The following is a 17,936-nucleotide window of genomic DNA, read 5'->3' on the forward strand; positions in this document are numbered from 1 at the left end:
TCATGACTGGCGAGGGCGCGCGCCGGGTGGCGGGGACAGCGGATCATCGATGGCGGGTGCTGCGGCGCCTGGCCGGGCGGCACGCGGGCTTCTTCACCACGCGTCAGGTATTGCGTACCGGCTGCGAATCGCAGGTCAGAGCGGCCCTGGGGGACGGATCGGTGACCAGGGCAGGGGTCGGGATGATGCGGCTGGGCCAGTGGCGGGTGGGGCCGCTCGACGAGTACGCGATGTGGGCGGCGTGGTTCGACGGCGCGGCGGCGGTGTCGTATCAGAGTGCGGCGGAACTGCACGGGATCGGCAGGTTGCAGCCGCGGTTTCTGCACCTGTCGGTGTCGGCGGGTCGCCCGCCGGTGACCCCACGGTTGGTGTTGACCCGGCGCAAGCTCTGCGCGGCCGATGTCGAGTCGGCTGGGCCGTTTCTGGTGACCACGCCGGTGCGGACGGTCCTGGATCTGGCCGAGACCGAGATCTCGCAGTCGGCGTTGGACGAGGTGGTGGCCGACGCGGTGGCGATCCACCGGTGCGATACCGACGAGATCTGGTGGGGTGGGCAGCAATTGGCGCCGCGAGCGTCGGCGCGGGTGCGGCGGGCGTTAAGCCGGGTCTGACGGGGCGACCGCGTCCCAGGGCACCGACAGCACGCAGTCGCGCATTCGCCGGGGATAGGTCCGTAGCGGGAAACCGTTGGCACGCAGCATGTCCGCCGCTGCACGCCAGCGGATGCGGGGGCCGTACGGCGCCATGGCCGCGGACCGCTCCCAGGCCCGGTCGGCGGCGATGAGGAGCGCGTGGACGCGTTCGCCGGGAATGTTGCGGTGGATCAACGCTTTCGGCAGGCGCTCGGCGATGTCGGAGGGCCGGTCCACGGTGAACGGATCCCAGGCCAGCGTCAGGGACAGGGGACGGTGGCGGTCGAGCAGGACCCAGGCGCAGCGGCGGCCGAGTTCGTCGCAGGTGCCGTCGACGAGCAGGCCGCCGGGGGCCAGGTTGGACTGGATTCGGGACCACGCGTCGGGGACGGCGTCCTCGGGGTATTGGCGCAGGACATTGAACGCGCGGACCAGGGTCGGCCGCAGGCCCGCCAGTTCGAAGCCGCCACGGGCGAAGCGGACGCCGTCGCGGGGCTCCACCACGCGGGCCGGGTCGATTTCCAGGCCGACCACCTCGAGGTCGGGGCGGACGGTACGCAGGCGGGCGGCCAGTTCGAACGTGGTCCACGGTGCGGCGCCGTAACCGAGGTCGACGACCAAGGGGGTGGTCGATTCACGCAGTGTCCTGCTGACGAGTTCGTCGTTGACGAGCCAGCGATCGCTACGGCGCAGGCGGTTGACGCCGGTGGTGCCGCGGGTGATGGTGCCGACCGGAGGCAGGGCCTTGCGGCTGGGGGCCACGGGCGTCGAGGCTCCTCGGTGCGTCAGACCGACTTGTCGGCGGTCTGATTGTCCAGGTAGCGCAGGGTCTCTTCCTGCTCGGCGCGGAACAGGTCGACGAGGTTCACCAGCATCAACTGTTCCAGGCGCGGGCCGACCATGGGGATGAAGACCTTGGCGGTGGGGGAGAAACGCATGGTGGCGCCGGTTTCGGTGGGAAACAGGCGGATGGAGCCGGTCAGGCTGCCGGGGCCGGCCGGAATCGAGGCGGAGAACTTGCCCTCGGTCTCGTCGTGGTCGAACGGGCCCCAGCTCTCCTTGCGGGTGATCACCATGTCTTTGCGCATCACGGTCTGGGCGATCTCGGGGAGCATCTCGCGGGGCAGGGTGTGGTGCAGGACCACGTCGATGCCGTCATCGGTGACGTCGAGGCTCACCACTTCGTTGTTGGGCGCGTACTTGCGCATTTCGGCGACGCGGGCTTCCCAGTAGTCCCTGCTCTGGAGGGCTGCGTACAGCTCTTCGGTGGTGTGCAGGGGGTAGCGAGCCGAGTAGTCCAGTCTGCGTGCCATGGCAGGACACGTTACGTGGTTGGGGTGCGGGCGGAGGGAAGAGGTGGGTTGTCTGTGCTCGGTCCTATAAATCGATGCCGACGGTTACCGGTTCCGGTTCCAGGGTCACGCCGAACCTTTCCTGGACGCCCGCGCGGACGGTGCGGGCCAGGGCGACGATGTCGGACGCGGTCGCGGTGCCACGGTTGGTCAGCGCCAGGGTGTGCTTGGTCGACAGGCGCGCCGCGGCGGTGTCGCCGGGGAAGCCCTTCGCGAAACCGGCGCGTTCGATGAGCCAGCCCGCCGAGAGTTTGGTGCCGTCGGGTGCGGGATAGGTGGGCACCTTGACGTCGTCGCCGACGTGCGCGGCGATCGAGGCCAGTACCCGCGGCAGCTGCTCCTCGGTGACGACCGGGTTGGTGAAGAACGACCCGGCGCTCCAGGTGTCGTGATCGGCCGGGTCGAGGACCATGCCCTTACCCGCCCGCAGGCGGAGCACTTCGGTGCGCACCTGCGCGACCGGGCGGGTCTCACCGTCGCCCGCGCCGAGCGCCTTCGCCAGTTCGCCGTAGCGCAGCGGCGCGCTCATCCCGCTCGGATCCAGGGCGAATTCCACCGCGAGGACCACCGCGTCGTCGCTGTGCTTGAGCACGCTGGTCCGGTAGCCGAAGCCCAGTTCGGCGGGTTCGGCCCAGCGCACGTCGCCGGTCTTGCGATCGAGCAGGCGCACCCGGCGCAACAGCGACGCGACCTCCACGCCGTACGCGCCGACGTTCTGCACCGGTGTCGCACCGGCCGAACCCGGAATCCCGGACAGGCACTCCAGTCCGCCCAGCCCGGCCGCGACGGTCGCCGCGACGACCTCGTCCCAGTTCGCGCCTGCCTCGGCCACCACGCCGTCGGTTCCCAGCTCGACGCCGGTCGTGCCGACCAGCACAACCACGCCGTCGAAGCCCGCGTCGTCGATGAGCAGGTTCGACCCGCCCGCCACCAGCAGCACCGCGATACCGGCCGCGTCCAGGGCCTGCACCGTGGCCACCAGGGCCTCGCTGGTCGCGCATTCGGCGAGCACCGAGGGCCCGCCGACCCGCAAGGTCGTCAATTCGGACAAACGCACCGAATCGCGGACCGTCGCGCCGGTATCGGCAAGCAGGTCACGCAGCTGATCGGAGGACACCACCCGTGTTGTACGCACGTCCGCAGACGGTACCGTGTCGAGCATGGCTACACCTCTGGCGTTCACTGCCGGCTACACGCATTCCGTCGATGCGGTGCGCGCCGCGTACTCCGACGAGCAGTACTGGAAGGCCCGGATCGCCGAGGTCGGCGGTCCCGGGGCCCGGCTCGACGCCTTCGCCGTCGACGGCGACCAGGTCCGCGTCCAGATGGTGCAGTCCATCCCCGCCGACCAGCTCCCGCCCGCCATCACCGCTGTGCGCCCCGGTGACCTGGTCATTCCGCGCACCGAGACCTACACCGGCACCGGCGGCATCTTCGAAGCCCACGTCGACGGCGCCCCCGCGGTGGTCCGCGGCACGGTGACCATGGCTCCCGACGGCGGCACCGGCTCCACCACCGCGATCAACGGCACCATCGAGGTGAAGATCCCGCTGTTCGGCGGCAAGATCGAGGCGGCCATCTCCGAGCGCCTGATCGAACTTCTCGGCAACGAGGCCACCTTCACCGAGGAATGGCTCAACCGGCAGTAGTGGTCTCGGTGAGACCGCGCTCACGGGGTGTAGGTCGGTAGCTCGGCGTACATTCGATGCGTGAGCAAACATTCGGTAACCGATCTGTTGCGCGCGCGGGCGACCGCGCGGCGCAATTCGTCGGCGCAAAGGCGTGAAGTGGGCGTTCGGGGCGGAAGATCCGTGGTTGCGGTGATCTTGCTGGCGGTGCTCGTCGTGCTCACCGGGTGCACGATCGACCGGCCGGGCGAGGATGCCGAGGCGGCGCCGGTGGCGCAGGTCACCATCGCGCCCACCCCCGGTGCCACCGATGTCGATCCGGTCGCGCCCGTGTCGGTGACGGTCGCGCACGGCACGATCGACCAGATCGCCCTCACCAATGCCGGCGGCAAGCAGATCACCGGTCAGCTCAGTCCCGACCGCACCACCTACAAGGTCTCCGAACCGCTCGGCTACGGCGCCACCTACACCTGGGCCGGTACGGCCATCGGCGCCGACGCGAAACCGATCCCGATCGAGGCCACCTTCACCACGATCAGCCCCCAGTCGACCATCCCGGCCACGATCAACATCGGCGACGGCCAGGAGGTCGGGATCGCGGCGCCGATCATCCTGAAGTTCGCGGGGCCGGTCACGAACAAGGCCGCCGTGGAGAAGGCTCTCACCGTCACCACCGACCAGGGCACCGAAGGATCGTGGGCCTGGCTGCCCGACGACGGCGGCTCGCGGGTGCACTGGCGTCCGAAGGACTACTGGACCCCCGGCACCACCGTGCACGTCGCCGCGAAGCTCTACGGCGTCGACCTCGGCGGCGGCGCCTACGGCGATTCCGATGTCACCTCCGACTTCACCATCGGCCGCAGCCAGATCGTCATCGCGAACGCTCCCAGTCACCGTATGCAGGTCGTGCGCGACGGCGCCACGATCTTCGACTTCGCGGTGTCCTACGGCGAGGGCAACGAGCCGCGCAACGTGACCCGCTCTGGCGTGCACATCGTCACCGAGAAGTACGAGGACTTCATGATGTCGAATCCGCCGTACTACACCAACGTTCGCGAACGGTGGGCCGTCCGTATCTCCAACAACGGCGAATTCATCCACGCCAACCCCGAATCCCTCTCGGCGCAGGGTTCCTCGAACGTCACCAACGGCTGCATCAACCTCTCACCCGGCGACGCTCAGGCCTACTTCCCGACCGCCCTCTACGGCGATCCGGTGGAGGTGACCGGCACCTCGATCGAGTTGTCCCAGGCCGACGGCGACGTCTACGACTGGGCCCTCGATTGGCCGACGTGGAAGTCCATGTCCGCCTTGCCCGCCGAATAGACCCGCACCGGTGCCGTCGTGCCGCGGTGGTTCGACAGCCACGGCACGACGGCTCGGCCGTTCCTAGCGTCGGGGCAGGAGCAGCGCCGGGACGAGCGCCAGCGCGATCATGACGGGCGCGATCAGATAGGTGTGCTGGAACGCGTCGGCCAGGGCGGGAGCGAGTTCGGCCCGCTGATCCGCCGTCATGGCATGGAGCGCCTGGAGGCCACCCGCCACCGGGAGCAGTGCGCCCAACGTCACCGAGGCCACCGCGGTGCCGATCGCCATCGACGTGGTGCTGATCATGTTCAGCACCGTCGAACCGGCGGGCTGCTGCTCGCGGCTCAGCGGCCGGGTCGCCGTGGTCATCACCGGCATCAAGGTCCCGCCGCCACCCGCGCCCATCAGCACCATCGTGAGGCAGAGCGCCCAGTACGGCGCGTCCGCGTCGAGCTGGATCACGAACAGCACGAACCCGGTGAGCGCCACCGTGATCGACGCGGGCAGGTACCGGCCGGGCGGAATCCGATCGATCAGCCTGCCCGCCACCTGCATGGTCGCACCCGATGCCAGCGCGAACGGAATCCCCAAAGCGCCTGCCACCAGCGCCGACTCACCGCGCACCACCTGGAAGTACAACGGCAGCAGCAACATCGAACCGAAGTAGCCGCCCGCGAACACCGCCAGCAGCACCGCGGACGTGCCGGTGATCCGGTTGCCGAGCACGCGCAGATCCAGCAGTGGCACCGAGGTGGTCAGCGAACGGCGCACGAACGCGGCGATCAGGCCGACCCCCACCAGCAGCGGCACCAGTACCGCCGGCGTGGCGAATCCGGCACTCTCGCCCGCGGCGGTGACTCCGTAGATGACCAGCGCCAACCCGGGCGACATCAGCAGCAGTCCGCGGATATCGAGCGCACGCGGCGGTTCCGGGGCGTCGTCGGGCACCACCCGCACCGCCAGCAGCAGCACCAGCGCGCCCAGCGGCAGATTGATGAAGAACATCCACCGCCACGACACCTCGTCGATCAGGTATCCGCCGATCACCGGGCCGAGCAGCGGGCCGACCAGAATGGCCAACCCGAGCGTGCTCATCAACTGTCCCAGGCGCTCCGGCCCGGCCGCGCGCAGCAGGATCGTCATGCCGACCGGCATCAGCAGTCCGCCGCTGGCACCCTGGGCCAATCGAAAAGCGATGAGTGACTCGATGTTCCACGACAGCCCGGCCAGCACCGAGCCGACCGCGAAAGCCGTGATCGCCGTCAGATACAGCCGCTTGGCGCCGAATCGGCCGACCAGCCACGCCGAGGTCGGCACCACGGCGCCGAGGGCCAGCGAGTAGCCGGTGGCGACCCATTGGATCGTGCTCAGGCCCGCGTGGAACTCCATCGACAACTTGTTGATGGCGACGTTGACGATGGTCTGATCGAGCGTCGCCATGATCATGCCGACCACCAGGACCAGGGCGATCCGCATCGGATTGCGACTGGTGGCCGGTTCGACGGTGGTGATCACGGCGGTCACTTCCCGTACGGCTGGGCGAGGCGGGCGGCGCGCAGGGCTTCGCCCCACCAGGTGAGCTGATCGAGCATGGTCGCCGCGGCGGCGTCGGCATCGTTGGGCGCGGACAGCTCGCCCGCGTCGTCGAATCGGCCCCACGGATTCGGGAAGCAGACCGAGTCGCGCACGGTGACCGCGTGGAGTTCGGCGAAGACCGGGCGTAGGTGTTCCACGGCGCGCAGTCCGCCGGAGATGCCGCCGTAGGAGACGAAGCCGACCGGCTTGGCCTGCCATTCGGCGTGGTGGGTGTCGATCAGGTTCTTCAGTGTGCCCGGGTAGCTGTGGTTGTACTCGGGTGTCACCACGACGAACGCGTCAGCGCGCGCGAGCTTTTCGGTGGCTTCGGCGACGGAAGGGTGGTCGGTGGCGGTGCCGAACGCGTGCGGCAGCTCGATGCTCGCGGTGTCGACGATGTCGACGGTGACGGTGTCGCGCAGGGCCGCCTGCCGGACGAACCAGCTCGCGATCGTCGGGCCGAACCGTCCCTGCCTGGTACTGCCGATGACGACCGCGAGCCGCAGTGGGCTGATTGCGGTTCGGACGTGGTCAACCGTGGCGCTCATGCCGTTCCTCTTCGTCGGTGACGGCCCTCGGCCGCCGCTGCGCTCTACCGTCCTACCTCAACGGTCGTTGAGGTCAAGCCGAAAAAGATTTCGGTGGTTCGGGAATACTTTTCGGCTTATGCTGCTTATTGCGTTCATACGCAGATAAGCAGCCTTGAAAGGGCAGGCATCATGAGCACCTCACTGTTCGCGCACCGCGACTACCGACTGCTGTTCACCGCCCAGGTCGCGGCCCTGTTCGGCACCGGACTCACCACCGTCGCCCTCGGTCTGCTCGCCTACGAACTGGCAGGCGGCAACGCGGCCATCGTGCTCAGCACCGCGCTGACGCTGAAGATGGTCGCCTACGTCACTGTCGCGCCGATCGCGGGCGCCTACGCCGGTCGGCTCCCGCGCAGGCAGTTCCTGATGGCGCTCAACGGCGTTCGCGGCGCGATCGTGCTCGCGCTGCCCTTCGTGGACCAGATCTGGCAGATCTACGTGCTCATCACGCTGCTGCAGATCGCCTCGGCCGCTTATACCCCCACCTACCAGGCGGTTCTGCCCGACATCCTGCCCGACGAACGCGACTACACGAAGGCGCTGTCGGCCGCCCAGCTCGCGGCGACCATGGAAACGCTGCTGAGCCCGATGCTGGCGGCGCTGGCCCTGAGCCTGATCAGCTTCCACTGGCTGTTCGTCGGCACCGGCCTCGGTTTCGCGGTGTCGGTCGCCCTGGTGATGGCCGCGCGCATCCCGAACGCGGCGGTCGGTGACGGCGCGATCACCGAACGGCTCGCCGCCGGGCTGCGGCTGTTCGCGGCGACGCCGCGACTGCGTGGACTGCTCGGGTTGAATCTGGTGGTCGCCGCGGCGGGCTCGGTGGTGATGGTCAACACCGTGAACTACGCGCGGGATGTGCTGGGCGGCAACCAGTCCGGCGTCGCGCTGCTGCTCGCGGCGAACGGTCTCGGCACGATGTTCATCGCGCTCACCCTGCCCAGGATTCTGGACCGCCGCGGTGAGCGGCCGGTCATGCTCACCGGGGCGGCGGTGCTGCTCACCGGCCTGACCGCCGCACTCGTTCTCTCGACCCTGCCCACGGGCGACTGGCACTGGCCCGCGGCCCTCACCACCTGGGCCACCATCGGTGCGGGCACCGCCCTGATCCTCACCCCCACGGGCCGCGTCCTCCGCCGCTCCGCCCGCCCGCAGGATCGTCCCGCCCTCTTCGCCGGCCAGTTCTCCCTGTCCCACCTCGCCTGGCTGATCACCTACCCGATCACCGGCTGGCTGGCCACCACCGCCGGCTTCACGACCACCTGGGCGACCCTGGCCGTCATCGCCGGTATCGGCACCGCCGCGGCGATCCGGCTGTGGCCCCGTCACGACCCGGCCGAGATCACCCACATCCACGAACTCGGCTCGGTCGACCCGGCGATCCTGGCCGACGCGATCCAGGTCGGCCCCCGGCACTTCCAGCACACCCACTCCTACGTGATCGACCCCAACCACCCGCGCTGGCCTGCCAAGACCCTGGCTTACGCCTGAACCCCGCCGGAAAACGAACGACCCCCTGACTCGATGGTCAGGGGGTCGTTCGCGTCCGGTCGGCCGGACGGGGGAATCGGGGGCGACTACGCCTCGACGGACTCGCTGGCGCGTTCCTTGCTCAGCGCGACGGCCTCGTCGGTGCTCAGGCCCTGCTGCTTGGCCAGCAGGTCGCGGATCTCGATGAGCAGTTCGGTCTCGGTGGGCTCCGCGTCCTTGGTGGTGCCGAACTTGTTCTTCAGCGACTTCATCGGGAGCATCAGTACGAAGTACAGCACCGCGGCGACCATGAAGAAGTCGATGAACGCGGTGATGATCGGGCCGAGCGCGATGAACGTCGCAGGCTTGTCGGCGATCAGCTGGACACCGAGGCCCAGTTCGTTGGTCGAGCCGAACACTGCGAGCAGCGGATTGATGAGTCCCTTGCTGAACGAGGTGACCACCGCGGTGAACGCGGTACCCATCACGACCGCGACCGCGAGGTCGATGACGTTCCCGCGCATCAGGAAATCTTTGAACCCACTGAAAACAGACTTCATACCGAGCATCGAACTTCTACTCCTAAGACTGGCTAACGGCAAATGGCGATGTTAATGCCAGTTCGGTTGTTGCGGCGAATTAGCAGCAACACTCGAACCGCCCGCTCCCAGTATCAATTCCCACCGCCGCCCCCGCCACTCGAACCGCTGTAGCCCCGGATTCGCCTGTCCCGCGCGCAGATTGACCGCCCGGCTCATCGCGGCGTGCGATGGGCCGGGCGGCGAACCCGACCGGTCGGGGTGTCGAGTCTCACGTTTGAGGGGAGTGAATGGTGCGGAACTGGGAAAACGTACTCAGGAGCGGCGGGCGAAGGAGCCGGGGCCCGCCTGGTCTCGGGGCTTGACGACGATGGTGTCGAGGTTGACGTGCGGCGGCCGGGTGGCCACGAAGCCGACGATTTCGGCGATGTCCTGGGCGTGCAGGGGATCGATGCCCTCGTAGACCTTGGCGGCGCGGTCGGCGTCGCCGTCGAAGCGGACCAGGGAGAACTCGGTTTCCACGGCGCCGGGGGCGATCTCGGTGAGGCGGACCGGCTTGCCGAGCAGCTCGCCGCGCAGGGTGCGGTGGGCGACGGCCTGGGCGTGCTTGGCGGAGGTGTAGCCGGACCCGTTGTCGTAGGTGTGCAGGGCGGCGATGGAGGTGATGGTGACGATCAGGCCATCGCCGGACGCGATCAGCTTGGGGAGCAGCGCCTTGGTAACGCGCAGGGTGCCCACGACGTTGGTCTCCCACATCCAGCGCCAGTCGTCGAGGTCGGCGTCGATGACCGCGGCCATGCCTTTCGCGCCGCCCGCGTTGTTGACCAGCACGTCGACGTGGTCGATGGCGTCGGTGAACGCGCGCACCGATTCCTCGGAGGTGACGTCGAGTTCGACGGCGGTGCCGCCGATCTCCTCGGCGAGGCGCCGGACACGGTCGAACCGGCGGGCACCGACATAGACGTGATAACCCTGCTTCGCCAGTTCCCGGGCGGTGGCTTCACCGATTCCCGAGCTGGCCCCGGTGACGACAGCGGTGCGAATGCTCATGTTTGCCGATCTTATTCGCCCGGGATTCCCGGCCGCCATGGCTACGATCACGGTGACGCCAGGCGTAGCTGTGCCTTCGCTGGGGGCCCGATTAGCCTGTCGGTATGGCTATTCGCGATGCTGTCAGTGCCGATGGAACGAGGATCGTGTACCGGGTGACCGGTACCGGTAGGCCGCTGGTGCTGTTGCACGGGTGGGCCGGGAATCTGCGGTGCTGGGGTGCGGCCGCGGACGAGCTGGCCGAGCGCTATCGGGTGATCGCGGTCGACCTGCGTGGACACGGGTACTCCGACGATCCCGGCGCCGGTTACGACGACCCCAAGGCATGGGCGGGCGATGTGGCCGCGGTGCTGGCCGCCGAGGGTGTCGACGCCGGTGCGGTGCTGCTGGGCTGGTCCTACGGCGGGATCGTCGCCACCGACTACCTCGCCACCTACGGCACCTCGGCTGTCGCCGGTGTCGTCTACTGCGGCGCGCCCGCCCATATCGGACGCGATGTGCCCGGTGCGGCACCCGGGCCGTCGATGGAGAAGGCGATTCCGGGTGTGTTCGACGAGGCCGCCGGGCGGGCCGTGCGGGCGTTCTCGGTGTTCGGCAATGCAAATACCGGCCCCGGCGCGGACAAGGGCGTCGACGCGCAGCGGTTGTTCGGCGGCAGTCTCGCGACTCCGCCCTCGGTGCGCAAGGCGCTGTTCTACCGCACGATCGACAACACCGAAACCCTGCGCGCTCTGGATGTTCCGGTTCTGGTGCTGCACGGCACCGAGGACCCGGTGGTCCCGGCGGTCAATGGTCAGTACATCCTCGACAATGCCCCTGACGCTCGCGGTTCCTTCTGGGAAGGCGCGCTGCACGGGCTGTTCATCGAGGACCGGCCACGCTTCCTCGCCGAGGTCAGCGCGTTCATCGATGCGCTGGAGTGAGCTCGGTGGACCGCACCTGCTCTGAATCGACAATGTTTCAGAAACATGTCCGGGCCAGGTGAGGGCGACCTACTCTGAGCTCGACGGCCATGTCCTGCGGCCGGGCATGGAGGTGGCGCATGAGCGTCTTGACGCGATGTGTGCTGGCTCTCGTGGCAGGCGTGGTGTGTGCCGCCCCGGTCGCCGGAGCGAGTCCGGCCACCGACGCCGTGCGGCTGATCTCCGTCGAGCCCGGTCCCGGCCGCGTCGTCGAGCTTGTGGTGCACTCCGCCGCCATGGCGAAACCGGTGACGGTCGCGGTGCTGCCCGCGGCCGACCGTTCGGCGACGGCGCCGGTGCTGTATCTGCTCAACGGCGTCGACGGCGGCCTCGGCCCGGCCGGTGACTGGCGCGACGGCGGCAACTGGCTCACCCGCACCGACGCCGACACCTTCTTCGCCGACAAGCAGGTCACCATCGTGATGCCGATCGGCGGCGCGGGCAGCTACTACGCCGACTGGCGGGCCGACGACCCCGTTCTCGGCCGTCAGCGCTGGACCACGTTCCTCACCCGCGAACTGCCCCGGGTCATCGACCGCGAGTTCCACGGAACCGGGGCCAATGCCGTTGCGGGCGTGTCGATGGCGGGCACCGCGGCCTTCCAGCTGGCGCTCGCCGCGCCCCAGCTCTACAAAGCCGTCGGCTCCTACAGCGGCTGCGTCTCCACCAGCGGTCCACAGGGTCACGCCATCGTCAACACCGTCGTCTCCGGCCAGAACGGTGACCCTGTGAACATGTGGGGACAACCCGGCGACCCGCTCTGGGCCGCCAACGACCCCTTCCTGCACGCCGAGCGCCTGCGCGGCCTGGCGATCTACGTCTCCTCCGGCACCGGCCTTCCCGGTGTGCTCGACACCGTCGACGGGCCGGGGCTACACGGTGATTCGATGAAGCTCGTCGACCAGCTGATCATCGGCGGCGCACTCGACGCGGTCACGGCGCTGTGCACTCAGCAGCTCGCCACCCGCTTCGGCGACCTGGCCATCCCCGCCACGGTCGAGCTGCGCCCCAACGGAACTCACTCCTGGGGCTACTGGCGCGAGGATCTTCGTCACTCCTGGCCGCTGTTCGCCGCGGCCCTGCGCGTCGGCTGAACGCCGCGCGCGCGGTCGCGTCGGCGGCCTGTGCCGACGCGACCTGCCTGCGGTTTCGGTGCGGACTTCACCGCCGATTCCGGTGATGCGAATATGTTTGCACGCTTGTTGCGTCATATTTCACAATTCACGGCATCGTATGAAAAGGTCCGGTCGGTCTATTCATGTGGACGATATCTGCCGACGGGTGCGCGGGTCGTACCGAGCGGGACAGGCGTCTACGCAGGTAGGGTCATCGGTGTGATTGGTCTGCCGCGCTGATGTGATCGGCCTGTGATTGTTCTCGCTAACCAATGGGATCGAACCTCCAGAGTTCAGGAAAATCTTCTGGGAATCGTCACAGACTTCCGTTGAATTCGTGTGTAGCGTTCTGGAATGTCGTTGGATCGTATGTGGAGAAGAGGATTCGGCGTCGAGAACGGAGTTCGATGATGTTTGGTCGGGCAGTGGGCGTGCGGGTTGTCGTAGCCGTGTCGGTCGTGTTGGCCGGGTTGGTGCTCGGGGCGCCCGCCGGTGCCGAGCCGAGAGCGCGGATCGAGGATCAGCGGGTCGAGCCGGATCACACCATCGATGTGGGCGTGTACTCACCGGCGATGGACATCGTCACCCGGGTGCGGGTGTTGCGGGCCGCGGATCCGAAAGCGCCTGCGCCGACGCTGTATCTGCTCAACGGGGTCGGCGGGGGTGCCGACGGCAACTGGCTCGATCGCACCGATGTCGTCGAGTTCTTCAAGGACAAACAGGTCAACGTGGTGATCCCCTTCGGCGGGGCCGGAAGCTATTTCGCCGACTGGCGCACCGACGATCCGGTGCTCGGCAAGCAGCGCTGGACCACCTTCCTCACCAAGGAACTACCGCCCGTGATCGACGCGGAGTTCGGCGGCACCGGCGCCAATGCCATTGCGGGACTGTCGATGGCGGGCACCTCGGTGTTCCAGCTCGCGCTCGCCGAGCCGGGCCTGTACCGGGCGATCGGGTCCTACAGCGGGTGCGTGCGCACGAGTGATCCACGCGGACAGGCGATCGTGCGGACCGTGGTGGGCAGCAGGCTCGGCAACGCGGCCAATATGTGGGGCCCACCCACCGATCCCGCGTGGTCGGCCAACGACCCCTACCTGCACGCGGAAGCGTTGCGCGGCACCGACGTCTACATCTCCTCCGGCACCGGCATTCCCGGGCCGTACGACACCATCACCGCCGCCCAGGGCGACCCGGCGCAGCTGACCATGCAGTTGCTGTTCGGCGCCGGGCTCGAAGCCGTCACGAATCTGTGCACCCAGCAGCTGCGCGATCGACTGCAATCGCTCGGCATTCCCGCGACAGTGGACATGCGCCCCAACGGCACCCACTCGTGGGGCTACTGGGAGCAGGACATGCACAAATCGTGGCCCGTGTTCGAGGCGGCGCTGCACCGCGCGTGACGGCCGAACACGAGGGCCGAAATCCGCTCGCGCGCGGACCGCGGATCGGGCAGGCTCGACCACGACGAGGACGTGAACTCACTCACGAACACGCTGTGACAGCCGTCACCGAACCCGGTAGGGGCAACGGTGGCGGCGTCGCGGCGTGCACACTGGAGGGTGTGAGCCAGCGTCGTACCGATCTTTTGCCCCATCGCATCGCGGTGCTGTCGGTGCATACCTCGCCGCTGGCGCAGCCCGGTACGGGGGACGCGGGCGGGATGAACGTCTACGTGCTGCAAACCGCGCTCGAGCTGGCCAAACGGGGCACCGAGGTGGAGATCTTCACCCGGGCGACCTCCTCGGAGCTGCCGCCGGTGGCCGAAGCCGCACCCGGCGTGATCGTTCGCCACGTGGTCGCGGGCCCGTTCGAAGGACTCGACAAGCACGAGCTGCCCACCCAGCTGTGCCCGTTCACCGCCGAGGTACTGCGCCAGGAGGCGCGGCATCTGCCCGGCCACTACGACCTCGTGCACTCGCACTACTGGCTGTCCGGCCAGGTCGGGTGGCTGGCGCGCGACCGGTGGCGGGTGCCGCTGGTACACACCGCGCACACCCTCGCCGCGGTGAAGAACGCCGCGCTGGCCGAGGGCGATACCCCTGAACCCGAGACCAGGGTGATCGGCGAGAAGCAGGTGATCGCGGAGTCCGACCGGTTGGTGGCCAACACCGGTGACGAAGCCCGTCAGCTCGTCGAGCTCTACGGTGCCTCGCCCGACCGCATCGACGTGGTGCCGCCCGGCGCCGACCTGACCCGCTACCGGCCCGGTGACAAGCTCGCCGCGCGCACCGAGCTCGGGTTGCGCGCCGACGAGCAGATCGTCGCGTTCATCGGCCGGATCCAGCCGCTCAAGGCTCCCGATGTGCTCGTGCGCGCGGCCGCCGAGCTCCTCGGCCGTGATCCGAGCCGCAAGCTGCGCGTGCTGATCGTGGGCGGGCCGTCCGGCACCGGACTGGCCAGGCCCGACGCGCTGATCGAACTGGCCGCCGACCTCGGCATCGCCGAACGGGTCACGTTCCTGCCGCCGCAGCCCGCCGACAAGCTCGTGCAGGTGTATCGCGCGGCCGATGTGGTGGCCGTGCCCAGCTACAACGAATCCTTCGGCCTGGTCGCCATCGAGGCACAGGCCAGCGGTACCCCCGTCCTCGCCGCCGATGTCGGCGGCCTCGGCACCGCGGTCCGCAATCACGAGTCCGGCCTGCTCGTGCCGGGGCATCGCACGCCCGACTGGGCCGACGCGCTGGCCGCCCTGCTCGACGATCCCGACCGGCTCACCCGCATGGCCGCCACCGCCGTCGAGCACGCCGGCAGGTTCTCCTGGGCGCACACCGCCGACGGCCTGCTCGACAGCTACGCTGCCGCGATGGCCGGGTTCCGCACCGAACGTGGACCCATCGCCCTGCACGCGGGCGAGAACAGGCAGGCCAGATCGCGGGCGCTGTTGCGGCGCCGGACGGGAGTGCGCAGGTGAGCGCCGTTTCACAGGTTATCGACGACACGCTGCGCGATCGCGAGATCGAATACACCCGCCACGGTGACGACACTTTCATCGTGGTGCTGCCCGGTGAGCGCAAGCTGAAGACCACGGTGATGCTGACCGTCGGCAAGCACGGTGTTCGCATCGAATCGTTCGTGTGCCGCAAGCCCGACGAGAACTTCGAAGGCGTCTACAAATACCTGCTGCGCCGCAACCGCCGCCTCTACGGCGTGGCCTACACCCTCGACAATGTCGGCGACATCTACCTGGTCGGTCGGATGTCCGCCGAGTCGGTCACCGCCGACGAACTCGACCGTGTCTTCGGCCAGATCCTCGAAGCCGTCGACAACGACTTCAACATCCTGCTGGAGCTCGGGTTCGCCGAATCCATTCGCAAGGAATGGAAGTGGCGGGTCTCGCGCGGTGAGTCACTGAAGAACCTGCGCGCCTTCGAGCACATCATCGACGACGTCGACAAGGTCTGAAAACCAAACGATGCCGGACAGGAAAGTTCCTGTCCGGCATCGTTTTTCAGCTCAGCAGTTGGTCGGGACCGGTTCGTTGCGGAAGCGGGCCTCGACGTAGTTCCAAGCGTCGGGGAAGCCCGCCACGGCGGCGGTCATGTGCTCGGAGATCTCGACCGTGTTCAGCTGAACCGGTGCGCCCTGACCACACCAGCGGGCGATGGTCTCGGCGACCGGAGCGTACGGGGTGAGGATGTCGTACTTGCCCTGCCAGATGTAGGTGGGTGCGGTCGGCGCGCCCTGGAAGTGCACGAGGCTGTTCTCGCGCAGCACGCCACGGGCCACCTGGCTGCCCATCAGTTCCTTGGACGCCGCCATCTGGTCGGCGTTGCGCAGGGCGCCGTGGAACAGCAGGAAGCGACGGCACGCGTCCTTGGTGAATTCGCGGAACCACAGGCCGTTCTCGTTGAGCTGGTCCGACACCGGCACCTGGTCGGGGTACTCGCGCTCGATGCCCATCGCGGCGGCGAAGGCGAGACCGAAGCCGGGGTGCGGCGCGAAACCCAGTGCGTCGGCCATCAACTCGAGGTCGGCGGGGATACCGCCGGAGACCACGGCCGCGAGCTTCAGCTCGGGCGCGTAGGTGGGCTGCAGCGCGCCCGCCCACGCGGTGGCCATGCCGCCGCCGGAGTAGCCGGCGATCGCGACCGGCGAGTTACCGACGCCCAGCTCGGCGACCTTCTGCACCGCGCGCACACTGTCGAGGGTGACCATGCCGCTGAGCTTGGCGGCACCGTAGGCCACCGTCGGGCCGAGGTAGTCGGGCACCGAGATCGCCCAGCCGCGCGCCAGCGGCAGCATGGCGCCCGGCGCGTCCTGCAGCTCGCCGTTGAACAGCGACTGCGACGGGTTGCAGCGGGTGCCGATGGAGTTGATCAGCGCCTGGTACGACACCAGTGGCGGGTTCTTCACGCCGATCGGCATGAGCACGGTGGTGATGCCCATGATCGCGTTGCCCGCCGAATTGGTGGAGCGGAACGCGACCTGGTGGCCTTCGGTGCCCGGGTACATCCAGGTGTCGATGTGGCGGGTCCGCACGACGTCGCCGGGCGCCAGCGCGGCGATGTCGGCGGGTGCGGTGAAGAACGGATCCGGATCAGGCGTCGGATATAGCGGGTTCGCGCCCGCAGGCGCGGCGAAGAGCCCCACAGATAGCAGACTCAACACCAATACAGCGATTCTCGACACAGCTTTCCTTCATCAACAGTAGTGCTGCCCAACGAAATGACCCGACCCGTGTCGAAGTATCTAACGAAAACCTGAGATTTGTACCGACCAGTAGTCAAAGTGTCCCGTGCCACATGTTGTGATGGTTCACACCGGGCGTGGTGGGGTGTGCGGCGGTGTGGTCCGGCACGGTAGGTAGGAGTGGTGATGGCGGTGCTTGCGCTCGATATCGGGGCGACGAAATTCGCTGCGGGACTTGTGGACCCGCACTACCGGCTGCACGGGGTGCGCCGGGCGGCCGCTGCCTCGGACGACCCGTGGGCGGCGTGTCGAGACCTTCTGGTCGCTGTGGCAGGTGACAACGAGGTGAGCGCGGTCGGGATCGGAGCGGCGGGGCCGGTCGACGTGCCCGCGGGAACGATCAGGCCGTTGAACCTGGCGGCGTGGCGCGGCGGGTTCGCGATCGTCGACCATGTGCGCGCGCTGTTCCCGAACGCGGTGGTGCGGTTGGCCATCGACGGCGCCTGTCTGGTGCTGGCCGAGCATCGGGTGGGCGGGTTGCGCGGGGTGGACGACGGGCTGGCCATGACGGTGTCCTCGGGAGTCGGTGGGGGGATCATCGCCGACGGTCGAGTTGTGGTGGGGCGCACGGGAAATGCCGGTCATCTCGGGCACATCGTGGTGGCCGGGGACGACACCGCCTGTCCCTGTGGGGGATTCGGGTGCGTGGAGGCGGTGGCGAGCGGGATGTCGTCGGTGCGCTGGGCGCGGGCGCGTGGCTGGGCGGGGGAGAGCGGGATGGAGCTCGCCGAGGCCGCGCATCGTGGCGACCGGATCGCGCTCGCCGCCATGGCTCGTGCGGGAACCGCCCTCGGTCAGGCAATCTCGTCGGCTGCCGCGCTCCTGGATGTGGATCGGGTGGTGATCAGCGGCGGGTTCGCGCATTCGGGCGAGCCGCTGTGGGGGCCGTTGCGCGCTGCCGTCGCCCGGCATGCGGGGCTCGAGTTCATCGACGAGCTGTCGGTGGAACTGTCGACGTTGAGCGAGGGCGCCACGCTGGTCGGTGCGGGGGTGCTCGCGGTCGAGGCCACCGCGGACTGAGGCGATGTG

General features: G+C 68.5%; 18 protein-coding genes. 10 read left to right on the forward strand and 8 right to left on the reverse strand.

Features of this window, described 5'->3' with window-relative positions; translation table 11 throughout:
- Positions 1 to 2 precede the first annotated feature (2 nt).
- Positions 3 to 611: a hypothetical protein gene (locus tag ACFVJ5_RS23505; protein ID WP_358186434.1), complete on the forward strand. Its 609-nt coding sequence runs from the start codon at positions 3 to 5 to the stop codon at positions 609 to 611.
- Here the strand turns inward: ACFVJ5_RS23505 and ACFVJ5_RS23510 are convergent.
- The 3 genes from ACFVJ5_RS23510 to ACFVJ5_RS23520 form a co-directional block, all read right to left on the reverse strand.
- Positions 597 to 1,394, reverse strand: a complete 798-nt coding sequence (locus tag ACFVJ5_RS23510) for a class I SAM-dependent methyltransferase (protein WP_379223089.1) — start codon at positions 1,392 to 1,394, stop codon at positions 597 to 599. The two genes, ACFVJ5_RS23505 and ACFVJ5_RS23510, sit on opposite strands and share 15 nt — an antisense overlap.
- A gap of 23 nt (positions 1,395 to 1,417) precedes the next feature.
- Positions 1,418 to 1,945 (reverse strand): DUF2505 domain-containing protein, encoded by a 528-nt coding sequence (locus ACFVJ5_RS23515; RefSeq protein WP_379223091.1) that lies wholly within the window; start codon positions 1,943 to 1,945, stop codon positions 1,418 to 1,420.
- Between the two features lie 64 nt (positions 1,946 to 2,009).
- Positions 2,010 to 3,146, reverse strand: coding sequence for a UDP-N-acetylmuramate dehydrogenase (locus ACFVJ5_RS23520; RefSeq protein ID WP_379223092.1), 1,137 nt, complete (start codon positions 3,144 to 3,146; stop codon positions 2,010 to 2,012).
- Here ACFVJ5_RS23520 and ACFVJ5_RS23525 point away from each other — a divergent pair.
- Positions 3,145 to 3,633, forward strand: a complete 489-nt coding sequence (locus ACFVJ5_RS23525; RefSeq protein ID WP_379223094.1) for a DUF2505 domain-containing protein — start codon at positions 3,145 to 3,147, stop codon at positions 3,631 to 3,633. The genes ACFVJ5_RS23520 and ACFVJ5_RS23525 overlap by 2 nt on opposite strands.
- A gap of 162 nt (positions 3,634 to 3,795) precedes the next feature.
- Positions 3,796 to 4,938 carry an Ig-like domain-containing protein gene (locus ACFVJ5_RS23530; protein ID WP_379223096.1) on the forward strand — a complete coding sequence of 381 codons (1,143 nt, stop codon included), beginning with the start codon at positions 3,796 to 3,798 and terminating at the stop codon, positions 4,936 to 4,938.
- Positions 4,939 to 5,001: 63 nt separating this feature from the next.
- Here ACFVJ5_RS23530 and ACFVJ5_RS23535 read toward each other — a convergent pair whose 3' ends face one another.
- Together ACFVJ5_RS23535 and ACFVJ5_RS23540 are read right to left on the reverse strand one after the other, a co-directional pair.
- Complete coding sequence (locus ACFVJ5_RS23535) at positions 5,002 to 6,444, reverse strand: DHA2 family efflux MFS transporter permease subunit (protein WP_379223098.1); 1,443 nt, start codon at positions 6,442 to 6,444, stop codon at positions 5,002 to 5,004.
- Positions 6,441 to 7,043 (reverse strand): NADPH-dependent FMN reductase, encoded by a 603-nt coding sequence (locus ACFVJ5_RS23540; protein ID WP_379223100.1) that lies wholly within the window; start codon positions 7,041 to 7,043, stop codon positions 6,441 to 6,443. The genes ACFVJ5_RS23535 and ACFVJ5_RS23540 overlap by 4 nt, the downstream gene beginning before the upstream one ends.
- 171 nt (positions 7,044 to 7,214) lie before the next feature.
- On the opposite strand from ACFVJ5_RS23540, the gene ACFVJ5_RS23545 reads away from it, so the two are divergent.
- On the forward strand, positions 7,215 to 8,573 hold the full coding sequence (locus tag ACFVJ5_RS23545) for an MFS transporter (protein WP_379223101.1): 1,359 nt from the start codon (positions 7,215 to 7,217) through the stop codon (positions 8,571 to 8,573).
- Between the two features lie 86 nt (positions 8,574 to 8,659).
- On the opposite strand, the gene mscL is transcribed toward ACFVJ5_RS23545, so the two are convergent.
- Both mscL and ACFVJ5_RS23555 read right to left on the reverse strand, forming a co-directional pair.
- Positions 8,660 to 9,112, reverse strand: coding sequence for a large conductance mechanosensitive channel protein MscL (gene mscL / locus ACFVJ5_RS23550; RefSeq protein WP_379223103.1), 453 nt, complete (start codon positions 9,110 to 9,112; stop codon positions 8,660 to 8,662).
- Between the two features lie 294 nt (positions 9,113 to 9,406).
- Entirely contained in the window at positions 9,407 to 10,141 is a 735-nt protein-coding gene (locus ACFVJ5_RS23555) for an SDR family NAD(P)-dependent oxidoreductase (RefSeq protein WP_379223105.1), read from the reverse strand.
- Between the two features lie 104 nt (positions 10,142 to 10,245).
- On the opposite strand from ACFVJ5_RS23555, the gene ACFVJ5_RS23560 reads away from it, so the two are divergent.
- The 5 genes from ACFVJ5_RS23560 (at position 10,246) to ACFVJ5_RS23580 (ending at position 15,620) form a co-directional block, all read left to right on the forward strand.
- A complete protein-coding gene (locus ACFVJ5_RS23560; protein WP_379223107.1) occupies positions 10,246 to 11,064 on the forward strand; it encodes an alpha/beta fold hydrolase in 819 nt (272 codons plus the stop codon).
- 119 nt (positions 11,065 to 11,183) lie between these two features.
- Positions 11,184 to 12,197, forward strand: a complete 1,014-nt coding sequence (locus ACFVJ5_RS23565; RefSeq protein ID WP_379223109.1) for an alpha/beta hydrolase — start codon at positions 11,184 to 11,186, stop codon at positions 12,195 to 12,197.
- A 431-nt stretch (positions 12,198 to 12,628) separates the two neighbouring features.
- Entirely contained in the window at positions 12,629 to 13,618 is a 990-nt protein-coding gene (locus ACFVJ5_RS23570; RefSeq protein WP_379223398.1) for an alpha/beta hydrolase, read from the forward strand.
- Positions 13,619 to 13,770: 152 nt separating this feature from the next.
- Positions 13,771 to 15,129: a D-inositol-3-phosphate glycosyltransferase gene (gene mshA / locus ACFVJ5_RS23575; RefSeq protein ID WP_379223400.1), complete on the forward strand. Its 1,359-nt coding sequence runs from the start codon at positions 13,771 to 13,773 to the stop codon at positions 15,127 to 15,129.
- Positions 15,126 to 15,620, forward strand: coding sequence for a YbjN domain-containing protein (locus tag ACFVJ5_RS23580; protein WP_379223111.1), 495 nt, complete (start codon positions 15,126 to 15,128; stop codon positions 15,618 to 15,620). The genes mshA and ACFVJ5_RS23580 overlap by 4 nt, the downstream gene beginning before the upstream one ends.
- Positions 15,621 to 15,671: 51 nt before the next feature.
- Here ACFVJ5_RS23580 and ACFVJ5_RS23585 read toward each other — a convergent pair whose 3' ends face one another.
- Entirely contained in the window at positions 15,672 to 16,829 is a 1,158-nt protein-coding gene (locus tag ACFVJ5_RS23585) for a lipase family protein (RefSeq protein WP_379223401.1), read from the reverse strand.
- A gap of 204 nt (positions 16,830 to 17,033) precedes the next feature.
- Between ACFVJ5_RS23585 and ACFVJ5_RS23590 the strand changes: the two genes are divergently transcribed.
- On the forward strand, positions 17,034 to 17,927 hold the full coding sequence (locus ACFVJ5_RS23590) for an ROK family protein (protein WP_379223113.1): 894 nt from the start codon (positions 17,034 to 17,036) through the stop codon (positions 17,925 to 17,927).
- Positions 17,928 to 17,936 lie beyond the last annotated feature (9 nt).

The organism is Nocardia sp. NPDC127606, assembly GCF_042671725.1.
Taxonomy (GTDB): domain Bacteria; phylum Actinomycetota; class Actinomycetes; order Mycobacteriales; family Mycobacteriaceae; genus Nocardia.